This window comes from Candidatus Paceibacterota bacterium, from assembly GCA_035652395.1.
GTDB lineage: Bacteria > Patescibacteriota > Minisyncoccia > Phycocordibacterales > CAJBRS01 > JADGRH01.
This window is the reverse complement of sequence record DASRDX010000009.1, coordinates 134,228-151,940: the sequence shown is the minus strand read 5'-3', so window position 1 is coordinate 151,940 and position 17,713 is coordinate 134,228. Positions and strand designations below refer to the sequence as shown.

At 43.4% G+C, this 17,713-nt stretch carries 15 protein-coding genes and 6 tRNA genes; 12 read left to right on the top strand and 9 right to left on the bottom strand.

The features are described 5' to 3' along the window. Window positions 1-16: 16 nt before the first annotated feature. Both dprA and topA read left to right on the top strand, forming a co-directional pair. Entirely contained in the window at window positions 17-880 is an 864-nt protein-coding gene (dprA, locus tag VFA52_01020; protein HZS42778.1) for a DNA-processing protein DprA, read from the top strand. A gap of 52 nt (window positions 881-932) precedes the next feature. Continuing rightward, window positions 933-3,161 carry a type I DNA topoisomerase gene (gene topA / locus VFA52_01015; GenBank protein HZS42777.1) on the top strand — a complete coding sequence of 743 codons (2,229 nt, stop codon included), beginning with the start codon at window positions 933-935 and terminating at the stop codon, window positions 3,159-3,161. 216 nt (window positions 3,162-3,377) lie between these two features. Here the strand turns inward: topA and VFA52_01010 are convergent, their stop codons facing one another. Both VFA52_01010 and VFA52_01005 read right to left on the bottom strand, forming a co-directional pair. Further along, on the bottom strand, window positions 3,378-3,611 hold the full coding sequence (locus tag VFA52_01010) for a hypothetical protein (GenBank protein ID HZS42776.1): 234 nt from the start codon (window positions 3,609-3,611) through the stop codon (window positions 3,378-3,380). A gap of 54 nt (window positions 3,612-3,665) precedes the next feature. Beyond that, the gene (locus VFA52_01005; protein HZS42775.1) at window positions 3,666-4,715 is read right to left on the bottom strand and encodes a ParB/RepB/Spo0J family partition protein; all 1,050 of its coding nucleotides are present in this window, start codon (window positions 4,713-4,715) and stop codon (window positions 3,666-3,668) included. Window positions 4,716-4,778: 63 nt separating this feature from the next. On the opposite strand from VFA52_01005, the gene VFA52_01000 reads away from it, so the two are divergent. The 3 genes from VFA52_01000 to miaA all read left to right on the top strand — a co-directional run bounded on the left by VFA52_01000 (window position 4,779) and on the right by miaA (window position 7,082). Beyond that, a tRNA-Leu gene (locus VFA52_01000) sits at window positions 4,779-4,860 on the top strand. A 422-nt stretch (window positions 4,861-5,282) separates the two neighbouring features. Next, complete coding sequence (locus VFA52_00995; GenBank protein HZS42774.1) at window positions 5,283-6,170, top strand: hypothetical protein; 888 nt, start codon at window positions 5,283-5,285, stop codon at window positions 6,168-6,170. Between the two features lie 27 nt (window positions 6,171-6,197). After that, window positions 6,198-7,082 (top strand): tRNA (adenosine(37)-N6)-dimethylallyltransferase MiaA, encoded by an 885-nt coding sequence (gene miaA / locus VFA52_00990; protein HZS42773.1) that lies wholly within the window; start codon window positions 6,198-6,200, stop codon window positions 7,080-7,082. On the opposite strand, the gene VFA52_00985 is transcribed toward miaA, so the two are convergent. The 3 genes from VFA52_00985 to rpmG all read right to left on the bottom strand — a co-directional run bounded on the left by VFA52_00985 (window position 7,045) and on the right by rpmG (window position 8,005). Continuing rightward, window positions 7,045-7,728: a DUF5672 family protein gene (locus VFA52_00985; GenBank protein HZS42772.1), complete on the bottom strand. Its 684-nt coding sequence runs from the start codon at window positions 7,726-7,728 to the stop codon at window positions 7,045-7,047. The two genes, miaA and VFA52_00985, sit on opposite strands and share 38 nt — an antisense overlap. Continuing rightward, window positions 7,728-7,802 (bottom strand) — tRNA-Trp (locus VFA52_00980). The genes VFA52_00985 and VFA52_00980 overlap by 1 nt, the downstream gene beginning before the upstream one ends. A 47-nt stretch (window positions 7,803-7,849) precedes the next feature. Then, a complete protein-coding gene (gene rpmG, locus VFA52_00975; protein ID HZS42771.1) occupies window positions 7,850-8,005 on the bottom strand; it encodes a 50S ribosomal protein L33 in 156 nt (51 codons plus the stop codon). Between the two features lie 427 nt (window positions 8,006-8,432). Here rpmG and VFA52_00970 point away from each other — a divergent pair. Further along, window positions 8,433-8,519 (top strand) — tRNA-Tyr (locus VFA52_00970). 183 nt (window positions 8,520-8,702) lie between these two features. Here the strand turns inward: VFA52_00970 and VFA52_00965 are convergent. From VFA52_00965 to VFA52_00955, 3 genes are all read right to left on the bottom strand, one after another. Beyond that, a complete protein-coding gene (locus VFA52_00965) occupies window positions 8,703-11,387 on the bottom strand; it encodes an AAA family ATPase (protein HZS42770.1) in 2,685 nt (894 codons plus the stop codon). A gap of 95 nt (window positions 11,388-11,482) precedes the next feature. Then, complete coding sequence (locus VFA52_00960; GenBank protein HZS42769.1) at window positions 11,483-12,292, bottom strand: S1C family serine protease; 810 nt, start codon at window positions 12,290-12,292, stop codon at window positions 11,483-11,485. Further along, window positions 12,276-13,478 carry a cysteine desulfurase family protein gene (locus VFA52_00955; GenBank protein HZS42768.1) on the bottom strand — a complete coding sequence of 401 codons (1,203 nt, stop codon included), beginning with the start codon at window positions 13,476-13,478 and terminating at the stop codon, window positions 12,276-12,278. Before VFA52_00955 ends, VFA52_00960 begins: the two co-directional genes overlap by 17 nt. Here VFA52_00955 and infB point away from each other — a divergent pair. The 5 genes from infB (at window position 13,468) to VFA52_00930 (ending at window position 15,993) form a co-directional block, all read left to right on the top strand. Then, window positions 13,468-15,057, top strand: a complete 1,590-nt coding sequence (gene infB / locus VFA52_00950) for a translation initiation factor IF-2 (GenBank protein ID HZS42767.1) — start codon at window positions 13,468-13,470, stop codon at window positions 15,055-15,057. The two genes, VFA52_00955 and infB, sit on opposite strands and share 11 nt — an antisense overlap. A 31-nt stretch (window positions 15,058-15,088) precedes the next feature. Further along, on the top strand, window positions 15,089-15,412 hold the full coding sequence (locus VFA52_00945) for a ribosome-binding factor A (protein ID HZS42766.1): 324 nt from the start codon (window positions 15,089-15,091) through the stop codon (window positions 15,410-15,412). A 94-nt stretch (window positions 15,413-15,506) separates the two neighbouring features. Next, window positions 15,507-15,581, top strand: a tRNA-Cys gene (locus VFA52_00940). Window positions 15,582-15,659: 78 nt separating this feature from the next. Beyond that, a tRNA-Leu gene (locus VFA52_00935) sits at window positions 15,660-15,741 on the top strand. A 179-nt stretch (window positions 15,742-15,920) separates the two neighbouring features. After that, window positions 15,921-15,993: transfer RNA gene (locus VFA52_00930), tRNA-Lys, on the top strand. 75 nt (window positions 15,994-16,068) lie between these two features. Here VFA52_00930 and def read toward each other — a convergent pair. Continuing rightward, window positions 16,069-16,698, bottom strand: a complete 630-nt coding sequence (def, locus tag VFA52_00925; GenBank protein HZS42765.1) for a peptide deformylase — start codon at window positions 16,696-16,698, stop codon at window positions 16,069-16,071. A gap of 66 nt (window positions 16,699-16,764) precedes the next feature. Between def and VFA52_00920 the strand changes: the two genes are divergently transcribed. Further along, entirely contained in the window at window positions 16,765-17,709 is a 945-nt protein-coding gene (locus VFA52_00920; GenBank protein ID HZS42764.1) for a gluconeogenesis factor YvcK family protein, read from the top strand. The last annotated feature ends 4 nt before the right edge of the window (window positions 17,710-17,713 follow it).

The window sequence follows — 17,713 nt, the reverse complement described above, 5'->3', positions numbered from 1 at the left end:
TGATTAAACTAAGGCCATGAAATTTCCCATCGTTGAGCTGCCCCGCGACCGCTATCCCCCGTCCCTTTTGGAAATTCCGGAGCCGCCCGAGCGATTGTATCTGCGGGGAAAATTACCCCCACCCTCGACAAAATTACTCTGCGTAGTCGGCGCCAGACAATTCAGCGATTATGGTCGAGAAGTTTGTGAACAATTAATTGCCGGCCTAGCTGGTCATGATCTTGCCATAGTGTCAGGACTGGCTCTCGGCATTGATTCAATTGCCCACACGGCAGCTCTGCGGGCCGGTCTTTCTACGCTTGCAATGCCCGGATCTGGATTAAACCCAAAGATGATCTACCCAGCCATTCACCAAAGACTGGCGGAAAGGATTTTGGAAGCCGATGGAGCTCTGCTTTCGGAATTTGCACCGGATTATCGCGCTACTGTAGATGCTTTCCCTCGACGTAATCGTTTAATGGCTGGTCTTTCGGATGCCACTCTAATAATAGAGGCAGACAGAAAATCCGGCACCATGATTACCGCTCGTTTGGCTACTGACTACAACAAGGAAGTGCTGACTGTTCCCGGCTCGATCTTTTCTAAAAACTCCAGTGGTCCGCATTTTTTGATTCAAACCGGCGCTACCCCGATTACTTCGGCCGAAGATATTCTGGATGTTTTTGGAATGAAAAGCTCCGCCATGACCGCCCCCTCAATCAAATATCGAAGTTGTTCAGAAGAGGAATTGAAAATCATTGAGCAACTCGCTTCCCCTCTCTCCCGCGAAGAGTTGTTGCGCCGAGTTAATTTCCCTATTAGCCAGATGAATTCTCTCCTGACCGTTCTGGAATTAAAATCATTAATTAAAGAGGCGGCTGGTGAGATATTTCTGATCTAATTACCATCTGAAATTTGCAATTAGAAATGCGATGTAGTATATAATGGCGCTCATGAAGTTACTGATTGTGGAATCTCCGGCCAAAGCTAAAACTATTTCCAAATATTTGGATGGCAAATATGAAGTGAAAGCTTCTGTGGGTCACGTGCGTGATTTGCCGAAAAGCAATAAGAAGGCCATTGATATTGAGGCAGGTTTTGTTCCCCACTACGAAATAAGCAAGGGTAAAGAAAAGGTGGTGAGCGAAATCAAGCAATTGGCCAAAAAAGCCGATGAAATAATTCTGGCAACTGACGAGGACCGGGAGGGTGAAGCTATTGCTTGGCACATTTCTGAGCTTTTGGGCGTCAGTGACAAAAAAAATAAAGGACTCTCGGAAAAGATTAAAAGAGTAACTTACAACGAAATCACCGAGGAAGCTATTAAAGAGGCTCTTCAGCATCCGCGGGAAATTGATCAAAATCTTCGTCGCGCTCAGGAGGCTCGCCGCGTCTTGGATCGACTCGTTGGATACGATTTATCGGGATTAATCTGGAAGAAAGTGCGTTATGGCCTATCCGCCGGTCGCGTTCAATCGCCGGCCCTGCGCATTATTATGGAACGTGAGCGCGAGATCAGAGCTTTCAAACCGGAAAAATTCTGGATTATTACTGCCGCGGTTAAGGGGGGCGACAAAAACGGCCCGGAATTTACCCTGACCTGCGTAGAGGAACCGCGCGAGAAGAAAGAAGTGGAAAGAATTCTTAAAATTGGAGGAGAAACTGCCAAGAATAAGTGGCGTATAACCGACCTTTCCGAAAGCGAAGTTAAACGTTCTCCTCGGGCTCCCTTTATTACCTCCACTCTCCAGCAAACAGCCAGTTCTCGCCTAGGTTTTCCTCCATCGAGAACCATGGGTATTGCCCAAAAACTCTATGAAGCTGGTCACATTACCTACATGCGTACCGATAGCACTAACTTAAGCAAATTGGCTCTCGGGCAGATATTTGGAACCATTGAGAAAAAATTTGGCAAAGAATATCTCAGTCCACGTACTTTTACTTCTAAGAGCAAGAACGCCCAAGAAGCTCATGAAGCCATTCGACCGACTCATATGTCTATGGAAAAGGCTGGGTCTACTCCAGAACAACAGAAACTTTACCGGTTAATTTGGCAGAGAACCTTGGCTTCGCAGATGACAGACGCCAAACTCCTGCGAAGCAAGCTCACAGCGAACGTTAGCGACGATCCAAAAGAAAAGGATGCCATTCCTGATTTTGCTATTACCGGACAGCGCGTGCTCTTTCCCGGCTGGCTCTCTGCCGATCCGGAAGCTCGCGGCGAAGACGTTGAATTACCGAAAGTAAAATTGGGTGAGAAACTAAATCTCCTTAAGATTGATTCGGAAGAGAAAGAAACTCAACCTCCTCCACGATATTCTGAAGCTGGCTTGATTAAAGAGTTGGAAAAACGTGGGATTGGCCGCCCTTCCACTTATGCCTCCATTATTAAGACTTTGGAAGACCGCGGCTACGTTAATAAAATTAATAAAGCCCTGACGCCAACCGACACCGGCGACGTGGTTTCCTCGTTTTTAGAAGATCATTTCACTACCTATATTAGCGACTCATTCACGGCCGAAATGGAAGATGAACTTGATGAAATTGCAGCCGGCAAACGTGAATACGAAAAAACTTTGAAAGATTTTTACGCTCCCTTTACCAAAGAAGTTAAATCAAAAGACAAAAAAATGGAAAAAATTACTAATTTGGGCGCCGCACCGGACGAATTCAAATGTCCGGTCTGCGGCGCCCCCATGATCATCAAACTTGGCAAAAACGGCAAATTTATGAGCTGTTCCAGATTTCCGGAATGTACGGGCGCCCGCACTATTGAGGGAAAAGAATTAGCTGGTCCAAAACTCACCGGTGAAAAGTGCCCGATTGATGGCGGAGATTTGGTGCTACGCGAAGGAAAATTCGGTCAATTCATTTCCTGTGCCAATTATCCAAAATGCAAATACATTAAAAAAGATGCTGAGCTTGAGAAGCAAAACTCTACTGGTGTAGAGTGCCCCGTATGTAAAAAAGGTTTTATGGTAGAGCGTCGCGGCAAATTCGGCATATTTTACAGCTGTTCAAACTACCCTCAATGTAAAAACGCCATTAAGGCCAAACCAACCGGCAGTCTCTGCCCGATGTGCGGCTCATTAATGATGGAAGGGACGAAAACGATTCCCGAAAGGTGTTCAAATAAAGCCTGCCCAAATCATAATCCGCACAAACTCCAAAACACCAAATAAAGCAGGCAAACTGCTTTGCCTGCGCCACTAGTTTTCGTCGGCCGGAGCCATGTTTTTCTAGTAAGAAAAACGGGCGACGCAGGGCCGCGAAAATTTTCGAGTTGGCGAGAAAATTATTTGTGGCCCAAGACGATCCCGGAGTGCTGCTCCAACAAAGGATGCCCAAACCCTAATCCGCATAAATTAGTGACAAAATAAAACGCTGAGGATCTTGCCTCAGCTAAGTATTGGTTCCGTAATTTCTTCTTGCTTAACCCGATAGAGAGCGGTTCTTTTAAATTTGTAGTGCCAAAAAGGACTTTTGATGTATTGGTTGCATTCACGTTCCTTTTGCGCTACTAACTCATCAGCTTTTTGAGGTGCTTGAGTATCATCATCTGCCTCAAATGTAGCTGAATTATTACCACCACTTTCCGCTCCTGTTATAGAATATTCAACTTTGTATTTCATTAAGACCCTCGATCCGTTTTAAGGTTCTCATATTAATGAAATTGCGTCTAGGAATTAAATCGAAAAGTTTTTAATCGAGTACAAATCTTCTTCATCCGATTGCTTCTCTTGGCTCGATCGATCATCAACAGGAGTAGAAGTTTCCTGTTCTATAGTTAAGTCGTCTACTCCTTCGGGATTATTAGCTTCAGCAATAGCAATTTCTGATTCGTCCATTTTTATTGGAGAATTTTGAGCGATATATTTCTCCATCATCTCTGTGGCTGGTTTTGGTTTATTGGACCGTACTAAATCCAGAATGCTCTGAAGGTCGGCATTTGAGAAAAAATCTATAACTAATCGGCCACCCTGATCTTTTCTTTCAACATGGACACGAGTTCCAAGTGATTCAGCCAATTTCTCTTCAAGCTCCACTAATTCTGGATCAAACGCGCGTTCCTTTTTGCGGACCTTATCGTAAGCAATCTTGCGAGCAATGGCCTCGGCTTCTCGGACCGTCATCTTCTTGTAGATAATTTCTTTATACAAAGTCATCTGCTCGTCCGGACGATCAATTAACATTAAAAGCGGTCGGGTGTGTCCTTCGGAAAGTCGTCCTTCCGACACTGCGGTCAGCATTTCTTCGGGCAAGGAGAGTAATCGCATCGTATTAGAAACGTACTCGCGACTCTTCCCTACTTTTTCGGCAATTTGATTGTGCTTAAAGTGAAATTCTTCGGCTAGTCTTTTAAAGGCTCGAGCGCGATCCACCGGATTAAGATCCTCACGCTGGAGATTTTCAATAATAGCTAATTCAAGTTTTACCCTTTCATTCTCCTCTTCAGCTCGAATAAGAACCGGTACTTGGGCTAATCCGGCCAATTTAGAGGCCCTTAGACGGCGTTCACCGGAAATTAATTCGTATTCGGTTGTTAAACCACCGTCTTCCCGCGTCACTTCGTGGCGCGTCACCACGAGCGGCTGCAAAACGCCATACATTCGAATGGAATCGGCCAAATCTTGAAGACGCGCCTGATCAAATTCACGACGCGGCTGGTAGGGATTGGGTTTAACTTTTTCTACTTCAATCCAGAAAATAGAATTGCTATAAAAATGCGAGGCCATTAAGAATATTATAACAGAAACTTAATTGATTTTTGGCCAAATTTCATTATATTTAAATCTCATGCCGAAGTGGCGGAATTGGTAGACGCACACGACTCAAAATCGTGCGGAGCAATCCATGAGAGTTCGATTCTCTCCTTCGGCACCGATAGGTAGAAGAGTAAGCAAACTGCTTTGCTTACGTGAGAGAATCGAAGACCGGAACATATCGCCATTTTTGGGCGATGCGAGGTGGGGTCTCAAGATTGCGAAGCGAGACTTGTGACCGATTCTCTCCTTCGGCACCTGAAAAGATTTCGATAACTAAAATTGACATTTTATTCCCTCTTCCTATGATGGGTGCAGAATATGTACCTTAAAGAATTTTTTCTGTTGAACAGAGAAGGGTTGTGGCTTGTATCAACTGAGCGGTACAAGCGCAGTGTTCCCTTGGTATTACTTATAGCAGCGAGGCTTGATCAAAGGTCTGAAAAGCTCTGGCCCCTACTCCACGGTCAGACGATCGGAATAAATGCTCAACACTTATTCCTTTACATGTCTCGAGCGGGAGTTTCTGAGACGGAGGGAATGATAACTATAGAACTGCCTTCAGAAGTAAAGGAGTCGGAATTGGGAGATAAAATTCCATGGTTAGCTTTTTTTCTGAAAAGAGAAGAAGCTGAAAAGGCTCTAATTGCCATGACTGATGAGACTTCCAAAGAAACTTATGAGGAGAAAACTTTGGAAGTGTTAAGGGCAATCGGCCCGGATCACCCAGTTTTTGTTATCGATCGTGGAAATCTGGTTTATAGTTTTTCTACGGAGTGGCAAAAAGCGATAGGAATCCGAGGAAAGAGACCTTTAGTGAAGAGAGAGGACTACCTTCCTAAGGCTCCGTTGGTGGAAGAAACAAAGGAATTGGCTCCCCCAGGGCCGGAAGATAAGATTAAAAAACTTCCTTTAGGAGTAGGTCTTCCATCACAAAAGATTATTCGTACTGCTCCCAAAAGAAGCAATCGCGTAGTCTTTAGACGAATTGAGGATCTACCGGTGGATAGTAGTCAGAGTAAATCAGTGGCTGAAAATCCGGCGTCCATTATTCGGGAACCAAATTATCCGCTGATAGGAGAAATAGAGAGTCCACTTCTGAAACCAATCCCGAAAAAACTCTTAGAGACCATTGCGGATTTGGGAGAGAATCGTTTAATCTTCTTAACTTTTCTTCGACCACGTGAGATCTCTAATTTAAAGCAGTTGGAGGAGAAAGTTAATTTGCAAGCCGGTACTTACGAGTTTCTAATTACTTCTTTCGAGAATCAGCGGGTCTACGTTCTGCGCCCAGATTATCCAGAAAAGTATTTCGGAAACTATGCTAAGAATTGGGATCAGTGGTTCAGAAATAACTCCATTTCTTTTGCGGTGAGACCAAGCTTGAAACTGACTCGAAAGCGCGGTGTTCAATGGCTCAAGTGCTAGTCGACTTGAGCGTTTTATTTTAAATTCATGAGATTGAAACCGAAAATATTAGTAATAGTTGGGCCAACTTCCTCCGGGAAAAGTGAGTTAGCTGTAAAGCTGGCGAAAAAATTAAATGGAGAAGTTGTTTCGGCCGATTCCCGACAAGTCTATAAAGGATTAAATATTGGTGCTGGGAAAATTACTGAAGCTGAAATGCGAGGTGTGTCACATCATCTCCTAGATGTGGCACACCCTTCAAAACAGTTTTCCGTGGCTGAATATAAGAGACTCGCCGAGAAGACTATTGACAAAATCCTTGACAAAGGAAGACTCCCGATTATTTGCGGTGGTACGGGTTTTTATATTCAGGCTATTGTTGATAATTTGGTTCTCCCGGAAGTGCCGCCAAATCCGAAACTGCGCAACAGATTGGAACAAAAGAGCGTTTCACAATTATTTTCCATATTAAAAAAATTGGATTCAAGAAGAGCCGGCACTATCGATAAAAATAATCGGCGTCGGCTAATTCGCGCGATTGAAATCGCTACGGCGATTGGCAAGGTTCCAAAAATCAAAACTAAATCCAAATATAGTGCACAAATACTAGGCATTAAATTAAAGGATGATGAACTGAAAAGACGGATCAGAAGGCGCCTCAACCTTCGGTTGAAACGCGGCATGATCGCTGAAGCAAAACGTTTGCATGAAAACGGTCTATCTTGGAAAAGAATGGATCAACTCGGCCTAGAATACCGATATTTATCTCAATATTTGCAAGGAAAAATTTCCAAAAAAGAAATGACTGAAAAAATCTATATTGAAAACTGGCACTACGCCAAGCGCCAGATGACGTGGTTTAAGAGAGATAAAAGGATTGACTGGATTAAGAACTCTAAATCCGATAAGTTGGCCTTAAAGTATTGTCAATAATTTTTCTATATTTAGGATTTTTGTTTAACCAATCCTTTAACACCGTCTTAGAAAGATCGTGAAAACCAAATTCTCCTTTCCAAATATTCTGTCCAGTTTTAAATTCTCTAATATTTCCTTCGACACTGAATTTTGCCGCCAATCGCTCTGGAGCAAATTTAATCCCTTTTGATTCCAGATATTTTCGGTAAGTGCGACAAATATGATGATCCTCGGGCGTAAATTTCTTGATTTTCTTATCGTTAGCTAAAATCTTCAAAAGCTTTCTACTTCTCAAGCTAAAACCGCCATTGCCTACATTTTTACCATCATCGTACCACCAAGGTGCCCCAATATAATCATAATAAAGAAATTCTTTGGTCCAAGCCTTAGGATTAAGAATGAAACCATCATGCTGGATAGTTAGCACAAAATCAGTTTTCACATACTTATATAAATTCTTGATCATGAATTTACTATAAGCCTGAATATTTTTAAGAGGTCGAATTTCGACTGTTTTATATTTTTTGCTCTTTAAATGACTCAAAAGTTTGACCGATGCAAAATTTGCGTAATCTTGGCAAATATTCGATGCCTTTCCAAGACGATCAATATCCACACAATCAACCCCTAAAAGGGTGACATTTCTAAGCGATAACTTCTTCATGGCGGGCCCAGCAGGACTTGAACCTGCAACCTCGGTTTTGGAGACCGATGTTTTACCATTGAAACTATAGGCCCAGAGAATTAATTATACCTTATGAAAATTGCGCCGGCGGCGCAATTTTCTACTTCTTGGCTTCTTTAAAAATGACGTGCTTGCGAAGTTTTTTGCTGTATTTTTTCAGCTCAATTTTTCGTTCCACTTTACGCTTATTCTTACGCGTCCAGTAGACTTCGCCGGTAGCCTTATGTTTTAAGAGAATTAGATTATCCTGTGACATAAAATTAAATTTGAATGAGGCTTTAGCTTAATATAGAGCCTTTAAAAAATCAATCCCCTGCCGCAAGACGGCAGGGGGATTTAAGCTGCGGCTAACAATATCGCAAACGGTTAGCTCTGCGCTTGAGGCCTAAGCGGGGAGCGTTTTGATGTGAACGTCGACGTTTTTTCCGGACTTTAGAATGGTTTGTCGAGCCGTTCGGCGAACTCCTCAACTTGTGATTAATGCCGGAAGAGCCCGAGGGTGAGAGTTGAGTAAATTCGAGACTTGAGAGTATCGGCACTGGTTTTGATCGAATAATCCAACGAAATCCGAAAAATCGTCGAATTTGTAAAGGTGTTTTCAGTTTCATGTGTCTAATTTGGACGATAACATGAGTTGTATAGCTTGTCAATAAGCAGATAATTATGTTAAATTATCTAGCACTGCGCAGGTGGTAGAGCGGTCAATTACAACAGACTGTAAATCTGTCGGCCAATGGCCTACGGGGGTTCGAATCCCTCCCTGCGCACCACTAAAAAGCCCTGACTTTTACCGTCAGGGCTTTTTAGTGGCTGCGAGTGAATCGGAGGGATTCGAAAGCCGGAGCGCAGCCGCTATATCGCTGCGCGATTGCGGCAAGTGAGGCGGGGTCGCGCAAAAATTGAGTAGCAATTTTATGCGTGACCGAATCCCTCCCTACTGACTGGACTAATTGCTACACCCTCACCGCCTCCTCCACCACACTTTCCTGAATTAGACTTCCCTTTCTTCCCTTCTTCACATCAAAGGTGAATTCATTATTTTGTTTATTGAGGCCAACACTGATCTGACCCCCCTTCATTACTCCTTCGGAGACCATCAGTGAGGCTACCGGAGTTAAGATCTTATTTTGAATTAATCTCTTCAGCGGACGAGCGCCATATTGCGGATTGTATCCTTCTTTAGCGAGGTAAGCGCAAACATCTTCGGAAACTTCCAGTTTGATTTCCTTGCCGGCCAGTCGGGTCTTAACTTTGCCCATCTCAATTTCCACAATTCTCTGAATGCTCTCTTCGCTCAAGATGTCAAAGATAATAATCTCATCCAGACGATTAAGAAATTCCGGTCTGAAGTAATCTCGTAAGCTGTCAGTGACTTTCTTTTTAACATCATTGTATTCGGCCTTTTCGTCACCCGTAGCAAAACCGATTCTCTGCATTCGATCGATGAATTGAGCTCCGATGTTGGAAGTCATAATGATGATAGTGTTTTTAAAGTTCACTACCCTACCTTTGGCGTCAGTTAAGCGGCCATTATCAAAGACCTGAAGTAAAATGTTGAAGACTTCCGGATGAGCCTTTTCAATTTCGTCAAAAAGAATGACGGAATAAGGTCGGTGACGCACTTGTTCGGTAAGCTGTCCTCCTTCTTCGTAGCCGACATAACCGGCGGGGGCACCAATGATCTTGGAAACAGCGTGTCTTTCCATGTATTCGGACATATCTACTCGAATAAGAGCCTTCTCATCATCAAACATGAATTCAGCCAGAGCTTTGGTTAATTCAGTTTTACCGACGCCAGTCGGACCAAGAAAGATGAAGGAGCCAATCGGGCGATTCGGATCGGCAATGCCGGCGCGGGAGCGTTTGACAGTATCGGCAATTTTTCGAACCGCTTCATCCTGCCCCACAATGCGCTTCTGTAAGACCTTTTCCATGCGATTAAGTTTGGCGGCTTCAGCTTCAAGCATTCGAGCTACTGGAATGCCAGTCCATTTAGCTACGACATTGGCAATATCATTTTCAGTAATTTCTTCTTTCAGGAGTCGTCGCGAACTCTGAAGTTTTTTAATTTTTCGTACACCGGCTTCTAAGTTCTTCTCCAGATTAGGAATGCTGCTATAACGGATTTCGGCAGCCTTGGCTAAGTCGGCACGGGCTTCGGCTCCTTCGGCTTCCAAACGAGCAGTCTCCAATTTCTTTTTTACATCTTTAATTTCGCCGAGAATTTCTTTTTCATTTTTCCATTTCAATTCCACTTCGGAAGTTTTTTCTTTCAAATCGGCAATTTCTTTCTCAATGGCTTTAATACGACTCTTGGCACTCTTGGAACTCTCTGCTTCTTTCTTCAAGGCCTCTCTCTCAATTTCCAGGCGCATGATTTTTCGATGAGCCTCCTCGAGAACAGGCGGCTTATTTTCCAAAGAAATTTTCAAATGTGAGGCTGATTCATCAATTAGATCAACCGCTTTGTCGGGAAGAAATCGGTCGGTGATGTAGCGGCTGGATAGATTAACAGCCGCTACAATAGCGTCGTCGGTGATATGAACGCCGTGATAGAGCTCATATTTTTCTTTTAATCCTCGCAAGATGGCAATGGCATCTTCAATGGATGGTTCCTGAACGTAAACTGGTTGAAAGCGTCGAGTCAGAGCCGGATCCTTTTCAATGTGACGCTGATATTCTTTCAAAGTAGTGGCCCCAATGGCTCGAAGCTCGCCGCGAGCTAGAGCCGGCTTAAGCATGTTAGAGGCGTCGAGTGATCCTTCGGCCGCTCCTGCTCCGACAATAGTATGAATCTCATCTATAAATAGAATGATGCGACCATCGGAGCGCTCCATTTCTTTCAAAATATTTTTCAGCCGCTCTTCAAACTCGCCCCGATATTTAGTGCCGGCTACTAATGTGCCGAGATCAAGTGAGACCAATTCTTTTTCTTTCAACGATTCGGGAACATCACCGACGGCAATGCGACCGGCTAATCCTTCTACAATGGCGGTTTTTCCGACGCCGGCCTCTCCGATTAAGATCGGATTATTTTTAGTACGACGAGAAAGGATTTGAATAACTCTGCTGATTTCATCATCTCGACCGATAACCGGATCGAGTTTATTCTCGCGGGCTAATTGAGTGAGGTTGCGAGTGTATTTAGCAATGGATTTTAATTTTTTCGGCGCAGCGGGTTCCGCACTCTTGCTGCTTTTGAGTTCGTCCAAAACTTTTAAGACGTCAGCCTTGTTGAGATGAAAACGATGAAGAATTTCGCGCGCCGGGCCAGCGACGTCAAAGACAGCCAGAAGAAGATGCTCGGTAGAGACATAATCATCTTTCAAATTGGTGGCAATTTTACTGGAATTTTCAATAATCTGGGCTAATTCCGGAGTTAGATAAAGCTGATAGGAGGGAGCGAGTGTGGAAGAAGCGTCAGGAGACTCGATCGATTCGAGAAGAGAATCAGTTAGGAGAATAGAGTCAATTTCCAGCTTGTCTAGAATGGAGATAACCATGCTCTCTTCTTGAGTAATAAGGGCGGTCAGAAGATGAACGGGATTGACGTGGTTCTGTCCCCTTTGTACCGCTAATTCGTGGGCTTGCCGGATGGCTTCTTGAGCTTTGGTAGTAAAATTTCTAAATGGAGGCATAGATTGAATTTTATAAGTTAAAAGTTATTAAAGGAGCCCTGTAAAGAACGGAGTTCGGTGTTAGGCTGATTATATAATTGATTGGCTTCGAGTTGTCAAATGCCCAGTTCTCGTTTGAGATCATTGGAGGAGAGAAATTCATTATCTTCACCGATTTTGCCCACCTTCAGGCCGATAATTTCGCCATTCAGATTGATTAGAATGGAACCGTAGGCCAGATCTGAGACGCTAAAATCCGGTTTAATATAATTCTGTCCCCCATCACTCTTATCAAGACTGGAAATGATGCCATCTATTACAATGTTCTTGCTGGAACCGCTGACAGTCAAGACCTTCTGGCCCAAAGAAAGCTTAGTGGAATCGCCAAAGACCGGCACGCTGAGTTTCTCACTGGTAGAAGTGCCGATCGAAAAAATTCCGACAGAGGTGGTGGAGGCGTTTAGAGTGGCACGCGTCATAGTGGCAGTTTTTCCGTCAGGAAAAACTGCCACGTAGTTGGCATTGACTGATTCAAAGAGTCCTTTGTCGGCGATAATCAACCCTTTGGGAGAAATAACTACTCCAAGACCCACGAAAGTGTAAGCTGGCTCGGTATTAATTTGCTTGATTCGAACCAATGACGGAGTGTTTTTGGAAACAGCGGAAACCATCAGATCACTTTCAGAAAGAGTCGGTGGTTGCCCATTTCCTCCCGTAGTGGCCACTTTAACGGTATCTGTGCTGGTAGCTTTAGTGCCCGGAATGACCGTTTCAATGGTTTTCTCCACGACAGTTTGAATAGTCTGACCAACCCCTTGTGAAGATTGATCAACTAAGGCGACGGTGACAATACCGGTGGCAATAGATGTAACAAAACTTACTAAAAGAGTTAGAAGGACAATTTGAGTTTTAGTCAGTTCCTCCATTGACTACATTATATAGAACTGCGAGACACTTATCAATTTCCGCTTTCGTGCTAAGACGCCCCAAACTAATTCGCAAAGAACTTTTGGCACAGTCCTCTTTACCTATGGCTTCAATAACGTAAGAAGAAGAATCTTCGGCAATGTTTCGACAGCTGGTAACGGAAGAAATCGCCACTCCTTTGGCGTCAAAACGCAAGACGGCCAGTTCGGCATCCAAATTCGGAAAACAAATATTTATATTATTCGGCAATCGATTCTGCCGATCTCCGTTTAAAGTCGATTGTGGAAAGTTTTTTAAAACTTTGTCTATAAAGTATTCACGCAATTTAAGGAGACGCTTGTTTTCGGCAGTCTTTTCTTTTTCCGTTAATTCAAGTGCTGTAGCAAGCCCGACGATAGCGGCCGGATTTTCGGTGCCGGAGCGGCGGCCACTTTCGTGGCCGCCGCCGAAAATAATCGGCTCCAGAAGTTTGTGGCGGCGGGAGAACAAAAAGCCCGCCGCCCTTGGTCCGTAAATTTTACTACCATCAATTGTCATGAAATCCACTCCCAGCCTCTCCACATTTAAATCCAGATAAGCAGCGACCTGACTGGCGTCGGTATGAAAGTAAGGATAAGTGTCATTCTTTCTAATCTTCGTACTGGAATTATTCGTCTTTTTGAAATGTCTAATGGTCTTGGCAATTTCCCGAATGGGCGCAATAGTTCCGATTTCGTTATTGGCATACATTACCGACACCAAAACAGTGTTCTTCTTCAAAGACTTCTGAATTTCCTTTGGATCTACTATTCCGCTTTGTTCAACTTTCACGTAAGTCACTTCCCCACCTCGTTTTTCTATTTCAGCACAGACTTCTAAAATTGAAGGATGCTCGATGTTTGTCGTCACGACATGCGGTTTTCCGTTTTTGAATTTGGAGTTTCTCTTGGCCGCTTCAAAAATCCCTAGAAGAGCCAGATTATTGGCTTCCGTTCCGCCCGAAGTAAAAATAATTTCATCCGAATGAGCAGCCAAGCTTGAAGCAATTTTCTGGCGGGCCGATTCAATTGCTTTTTTAGTCTTTACTCCTTCCGTATAAATCGAAGATGGATTGGCAAATTCTTCCTGAAGATAAGGTCGCATGGATTTTAAAACCCGATCATCAAGAGGAGTGATTGAAGCGTAGTCTAAATAGATGCGTTTCATAGATAATACATGGTACAAAGGAGAGCGGCCAAAGTACAGCGTCCATTTTGAAAAAGCCCTTTTTCAATGTATAAGTAATAAATACATGCCAGAATTAAAAACTAAAACTACAAAATTAATTGAGCGCCCGCCTGTCATTGTGGTCATGGGGCATATTGATCATGGCAAATCGACCTTGCTGGATTACATTCGTCAAAGCAATGTGGCAGAAAAAGAAGTGGGGGGCATCACTCAAAATATTTCCGCATATGAAGTGGAACACAATGGCAAACGCCTGACCTTTTTAGACACACCCGGTCATGAAGCTTTCTCGCGTCTGCGCGGTCGGGGCGCTTCCGTGGCCGATCTGGCCATTCTGGTAGTGTCAGCGGAAGACGGAGTCAAGCCACAGACTATTGAGGCTTACAAAAGTATTCAGGAGGCAAAACTGCCGGTTATTGTGGCCATTAACAAGATTGATAAGGAGGGGGCAAATCTGGATCGAGCTCGTCAGTCACTTATTGAAAACGAAATCTATTTGGAAGGTTTTGGCGGCGACATCCCCTCCATTCCCATTTCAGCCAAAACCGGACAAGGTGTTCCGGAGCTTCTCGATATGATGCTTTTGGTATCGGAATTAGCTGAATTAAAAGCGGATCCAAATGCACCGGCCGAAGGCACTATTATTGAAGTGAATCGCGATAAGGAAAAAGGTATCTCCGGAAGCCTTATTATTAAGTCCGGTACCTTGCGCGGCGGCATGTTTGTAGTCGGGGGTACAAGCATTGCTCCCACTCGCCTGATGGAAGATCATCTGGGACGACGGATAACGGAAGTCACTTTTTCTTCACCAGTAAAAGTAATCGGCTTTGATAGTATTCCGTCAGTTGGTTCTCGCTTTTATACATTTCCCACCAAAAAGGAGGCCGAAGGATTTATTGAGACAGCCAAAAAGACCCAAACAGAAAACAAAGTTGAAGCGGATGATCCTAACAAGTTTGTTATCCCGATTATCATTAAAGCTAATACCTCGGGCATTATTGAAGCCATTGAATATGAGCTCGCTAAACTTCAGACTGAAAAAGTTGGTCTGCGAGTACTTTATAAAGCCATCGGTGATGTAAACGATGATGACGTAAAAATTGCCAGCGGCAAGGCGGGTTCATTAGTAATTGGTTTTGATACTAAAATCAGTGGGCCCACTAAACAATTGGCCGAGAGATTGGAAGTGGAAATTCATATCTTTAATATTATTTATAAGTTGCAGGAATGGCTGGAGACGGTTATCAAAGATCGAACGCCCCAAGAAGAAGTGGAAGAAAAGAAAGGATTGGCAAAGATTTTGCGTCTTTTCAGTCATGTTAAAGATCGCCAGATTATTGGCGGTCGGGTTGAAGAAGGAACGATTAGTCTTAGCGATGAATTGAAAATTCTTCGACGCGATGCCGTCATTGGTCAGGGAAAAATTCGGGAGCTTCAGCAGGCCAAGGCTAAGACCAGCAGTGTAGAGGCCGGAGCAGAATTCGGAGCCATGGTAGAGTCAAAAATTGAGATTGCCGCTGGAGACAAACTTGAGTGTTTCGTTGTTGTTAAAAAATAAAGACGATCATTATCTTTAGGTAATAAGATTAATGGCTTACCGACAGGAAAAAACCACTGAACTAATCAGACATCTGGCTTCCGAATTCATTGAGCGAGAGTCAGGCGGAAACGGTCTCATTACTATTACTCATGTTTCCGTCTCAGACGATTATAAAGAAGCCATGATCTTATTTACGGTTTATCCGGAGAAAGAAGAGAAGGCCGCCCTTGATTTTCTAAAGCGGCGGCGCACCGACTTTAAACATTACGTTAAGCAAAAATCGCGAATTGGACGAGTGCCATTTTTTGATTTTGAACTGGACTATGGTGAGAAGAATCGCCAGAAAATTGACGCCATTTCCAATAATCTCTAGAATCTATAAGCTATAATGTTATTTATGGCGTGGTAGCCAAGGGTAGCGGCCAAAGAGCTGATAACTGGGTTAACGCTTAGTAAATAGAAAATATGGCGTGGTAGCCAAGTGGTAAGGCAAGAGTCTGCAAAACTCTTATACGCGGGTTCGATTCCCACCCACGCCTCCAGCATAGTTTTGTCTGTAAGGTTTATAAAGTTTGTAAGGTCCTTATAAACTTTAAGACTTTATGAACTTAAACTGTGCTGCCCGAGTGGCGGAATTGGTATACGCGCACGACTTAAAATCGTGTCTCGCAAGGGATGTGGGTTCGATTCCCACCTCGGGCACTAGCAAAAAATTGCTTTATCTTTTGCAATTTTTTGCTAGTGCCCGAGAGTGAGCAAACTGTTTTGCTCACGTGTGGGAATCGAAAGCCGGAGCATGTCGCTCTTTTTAAAGCGACGCGAGGCGGGGTCGCGAGTTCGCAAAGCGAAAATTGTGACCGATTCCCCCACCTCGGATAAATCCACCCATAGCTCAGTTGGTAGAGCATCCGCCTCTTAAGCGGTTGGTCGTAGGTTCGAATCCTACTGGGTGGACATGCAAGTGAGACCAACGGATATAGTAGGATAGATTTTTTATTTAAATAAAAAATCGCTCGATTTATCAAGCGATTACTTTCTAATTCCTTTTATCTTTTCCCACTTCTCTCGCGAGCACTTTTTCGGCCAATTTCTCCAGCCTTGTTTATTGCGATACTCTGGAAATTCATCCCTTTCCACCCAGTGAAGGTTGCTGACGTCGCTGATGTGAGTAGTGAATTCAATACCGTTCAAATGATCAATTTCGTGTTGGAAGACGCGAGCTATATAACCAGAATGATCTTCTTTAATCGGTTTTCCTTCCCTGGTCATTGCTTCGACAGTGATACGTGAAGGTCTCGAGACGATTCCGCAGACCCTACTTGTAGAAAAGCACCCTTCATACCATTCCTCTTTCTCTTCAGAAAACGAGACTATCTCTGGATTAATGTAGACACGCAAATCACTTTTCACTTCTCCTTTGCCGTCCGCGGTTACATCAACCAGAATGATTCTTTTAGAAATACCAATCTGGGGCGCGGCAAGTCCAACCAAAAGCGGCTTATCTTTTTCTTGCTGTTCGCCGTAGGCTATTTTCAGCATCTCTTCGATATCTCTCTGAACTTCCAGACTTAGGATCTCTGTCGGCGAGATCTCTTCAGCAGCCTTTGTGAGAATGGGGTTATCTGGAGATAGGAATTTTTCAGTGTTTAATGTTTTCATATTCCAATTTTAGACTAGCAGAAAAAGAGTAAAATAAAAAGATCTCTAGAATGATAAAATATCGAGATGAAAAAGATAGTTACCATTGGCGGCGGCACGGGTAGTTTCATTACTCTTCGAGGATTGAAGAAGTATCAATTTGATATTACAGCTATCGTCAATATTTTCGACTCGGGCGGTAGTAGCGGAGTTCTTCGTGATGAATACGGTATTTTGCCTCCCGGCGACATCAGGAGATGTTTGGTTGCTTTAGCTTCGGAAGAGAAGGAGCCTATTCTGCGAGATCTCTTTTCCTATCGATTTGAAAATGGCAGCTTAGGCGGTCACAGCTTTGGGAATTTGATGTTAACTGCTCTAGACCGAATTAAAGGCAATTATCTACAAGCTATAGAAGAAGCATCAAAAATCTTAGAGATTAAGGGAAAAGTTTTACCAATTTCGCTTGATAAGGCTACCTTATGCGCCGAACTTGAAAACGGCCAAATAATAGAAGGAGAAACTAATATAGATGTTCCAAAACATGACGGAACGTTGAAAATCAAAAGGGTTTTTCTCAAACCAGAAGCAACCATTTTACCTCAATCAGCCAAAGCGATTGAGGAGGCGGATCTAATAGTAATTGGTCCGGGTGATTTGTATACCTCCATTATCCCAAATTTCCTAGTTAAAGGATTTAAGGAAGCAATAAATATGACTAGAGGCAAGATTGTTTACACCTGCAACCTGATGACTAAATGGGGCGAGACTAATGATTTTGTTGCTTCGGATTTTGTAAAAGAATTACTTTCATACAGTGATTTAAAGAAATTAAACGTTGTGATTTGTAATGATAAGGAAGTCAAAGAGCCGTATTTGTCTCGATATGCCGAGGAAAAGAAATATCCATTAAAGATTGACAACAAGCTTTCAGATTTGACCGACAAAGTAATAAAAATAGCCATCTTCAAAGAAGCCGACGTTGTACGTCACGATTCTGATTCAATTGCGAAGGTAATAAATTCATTGTTATAGACCC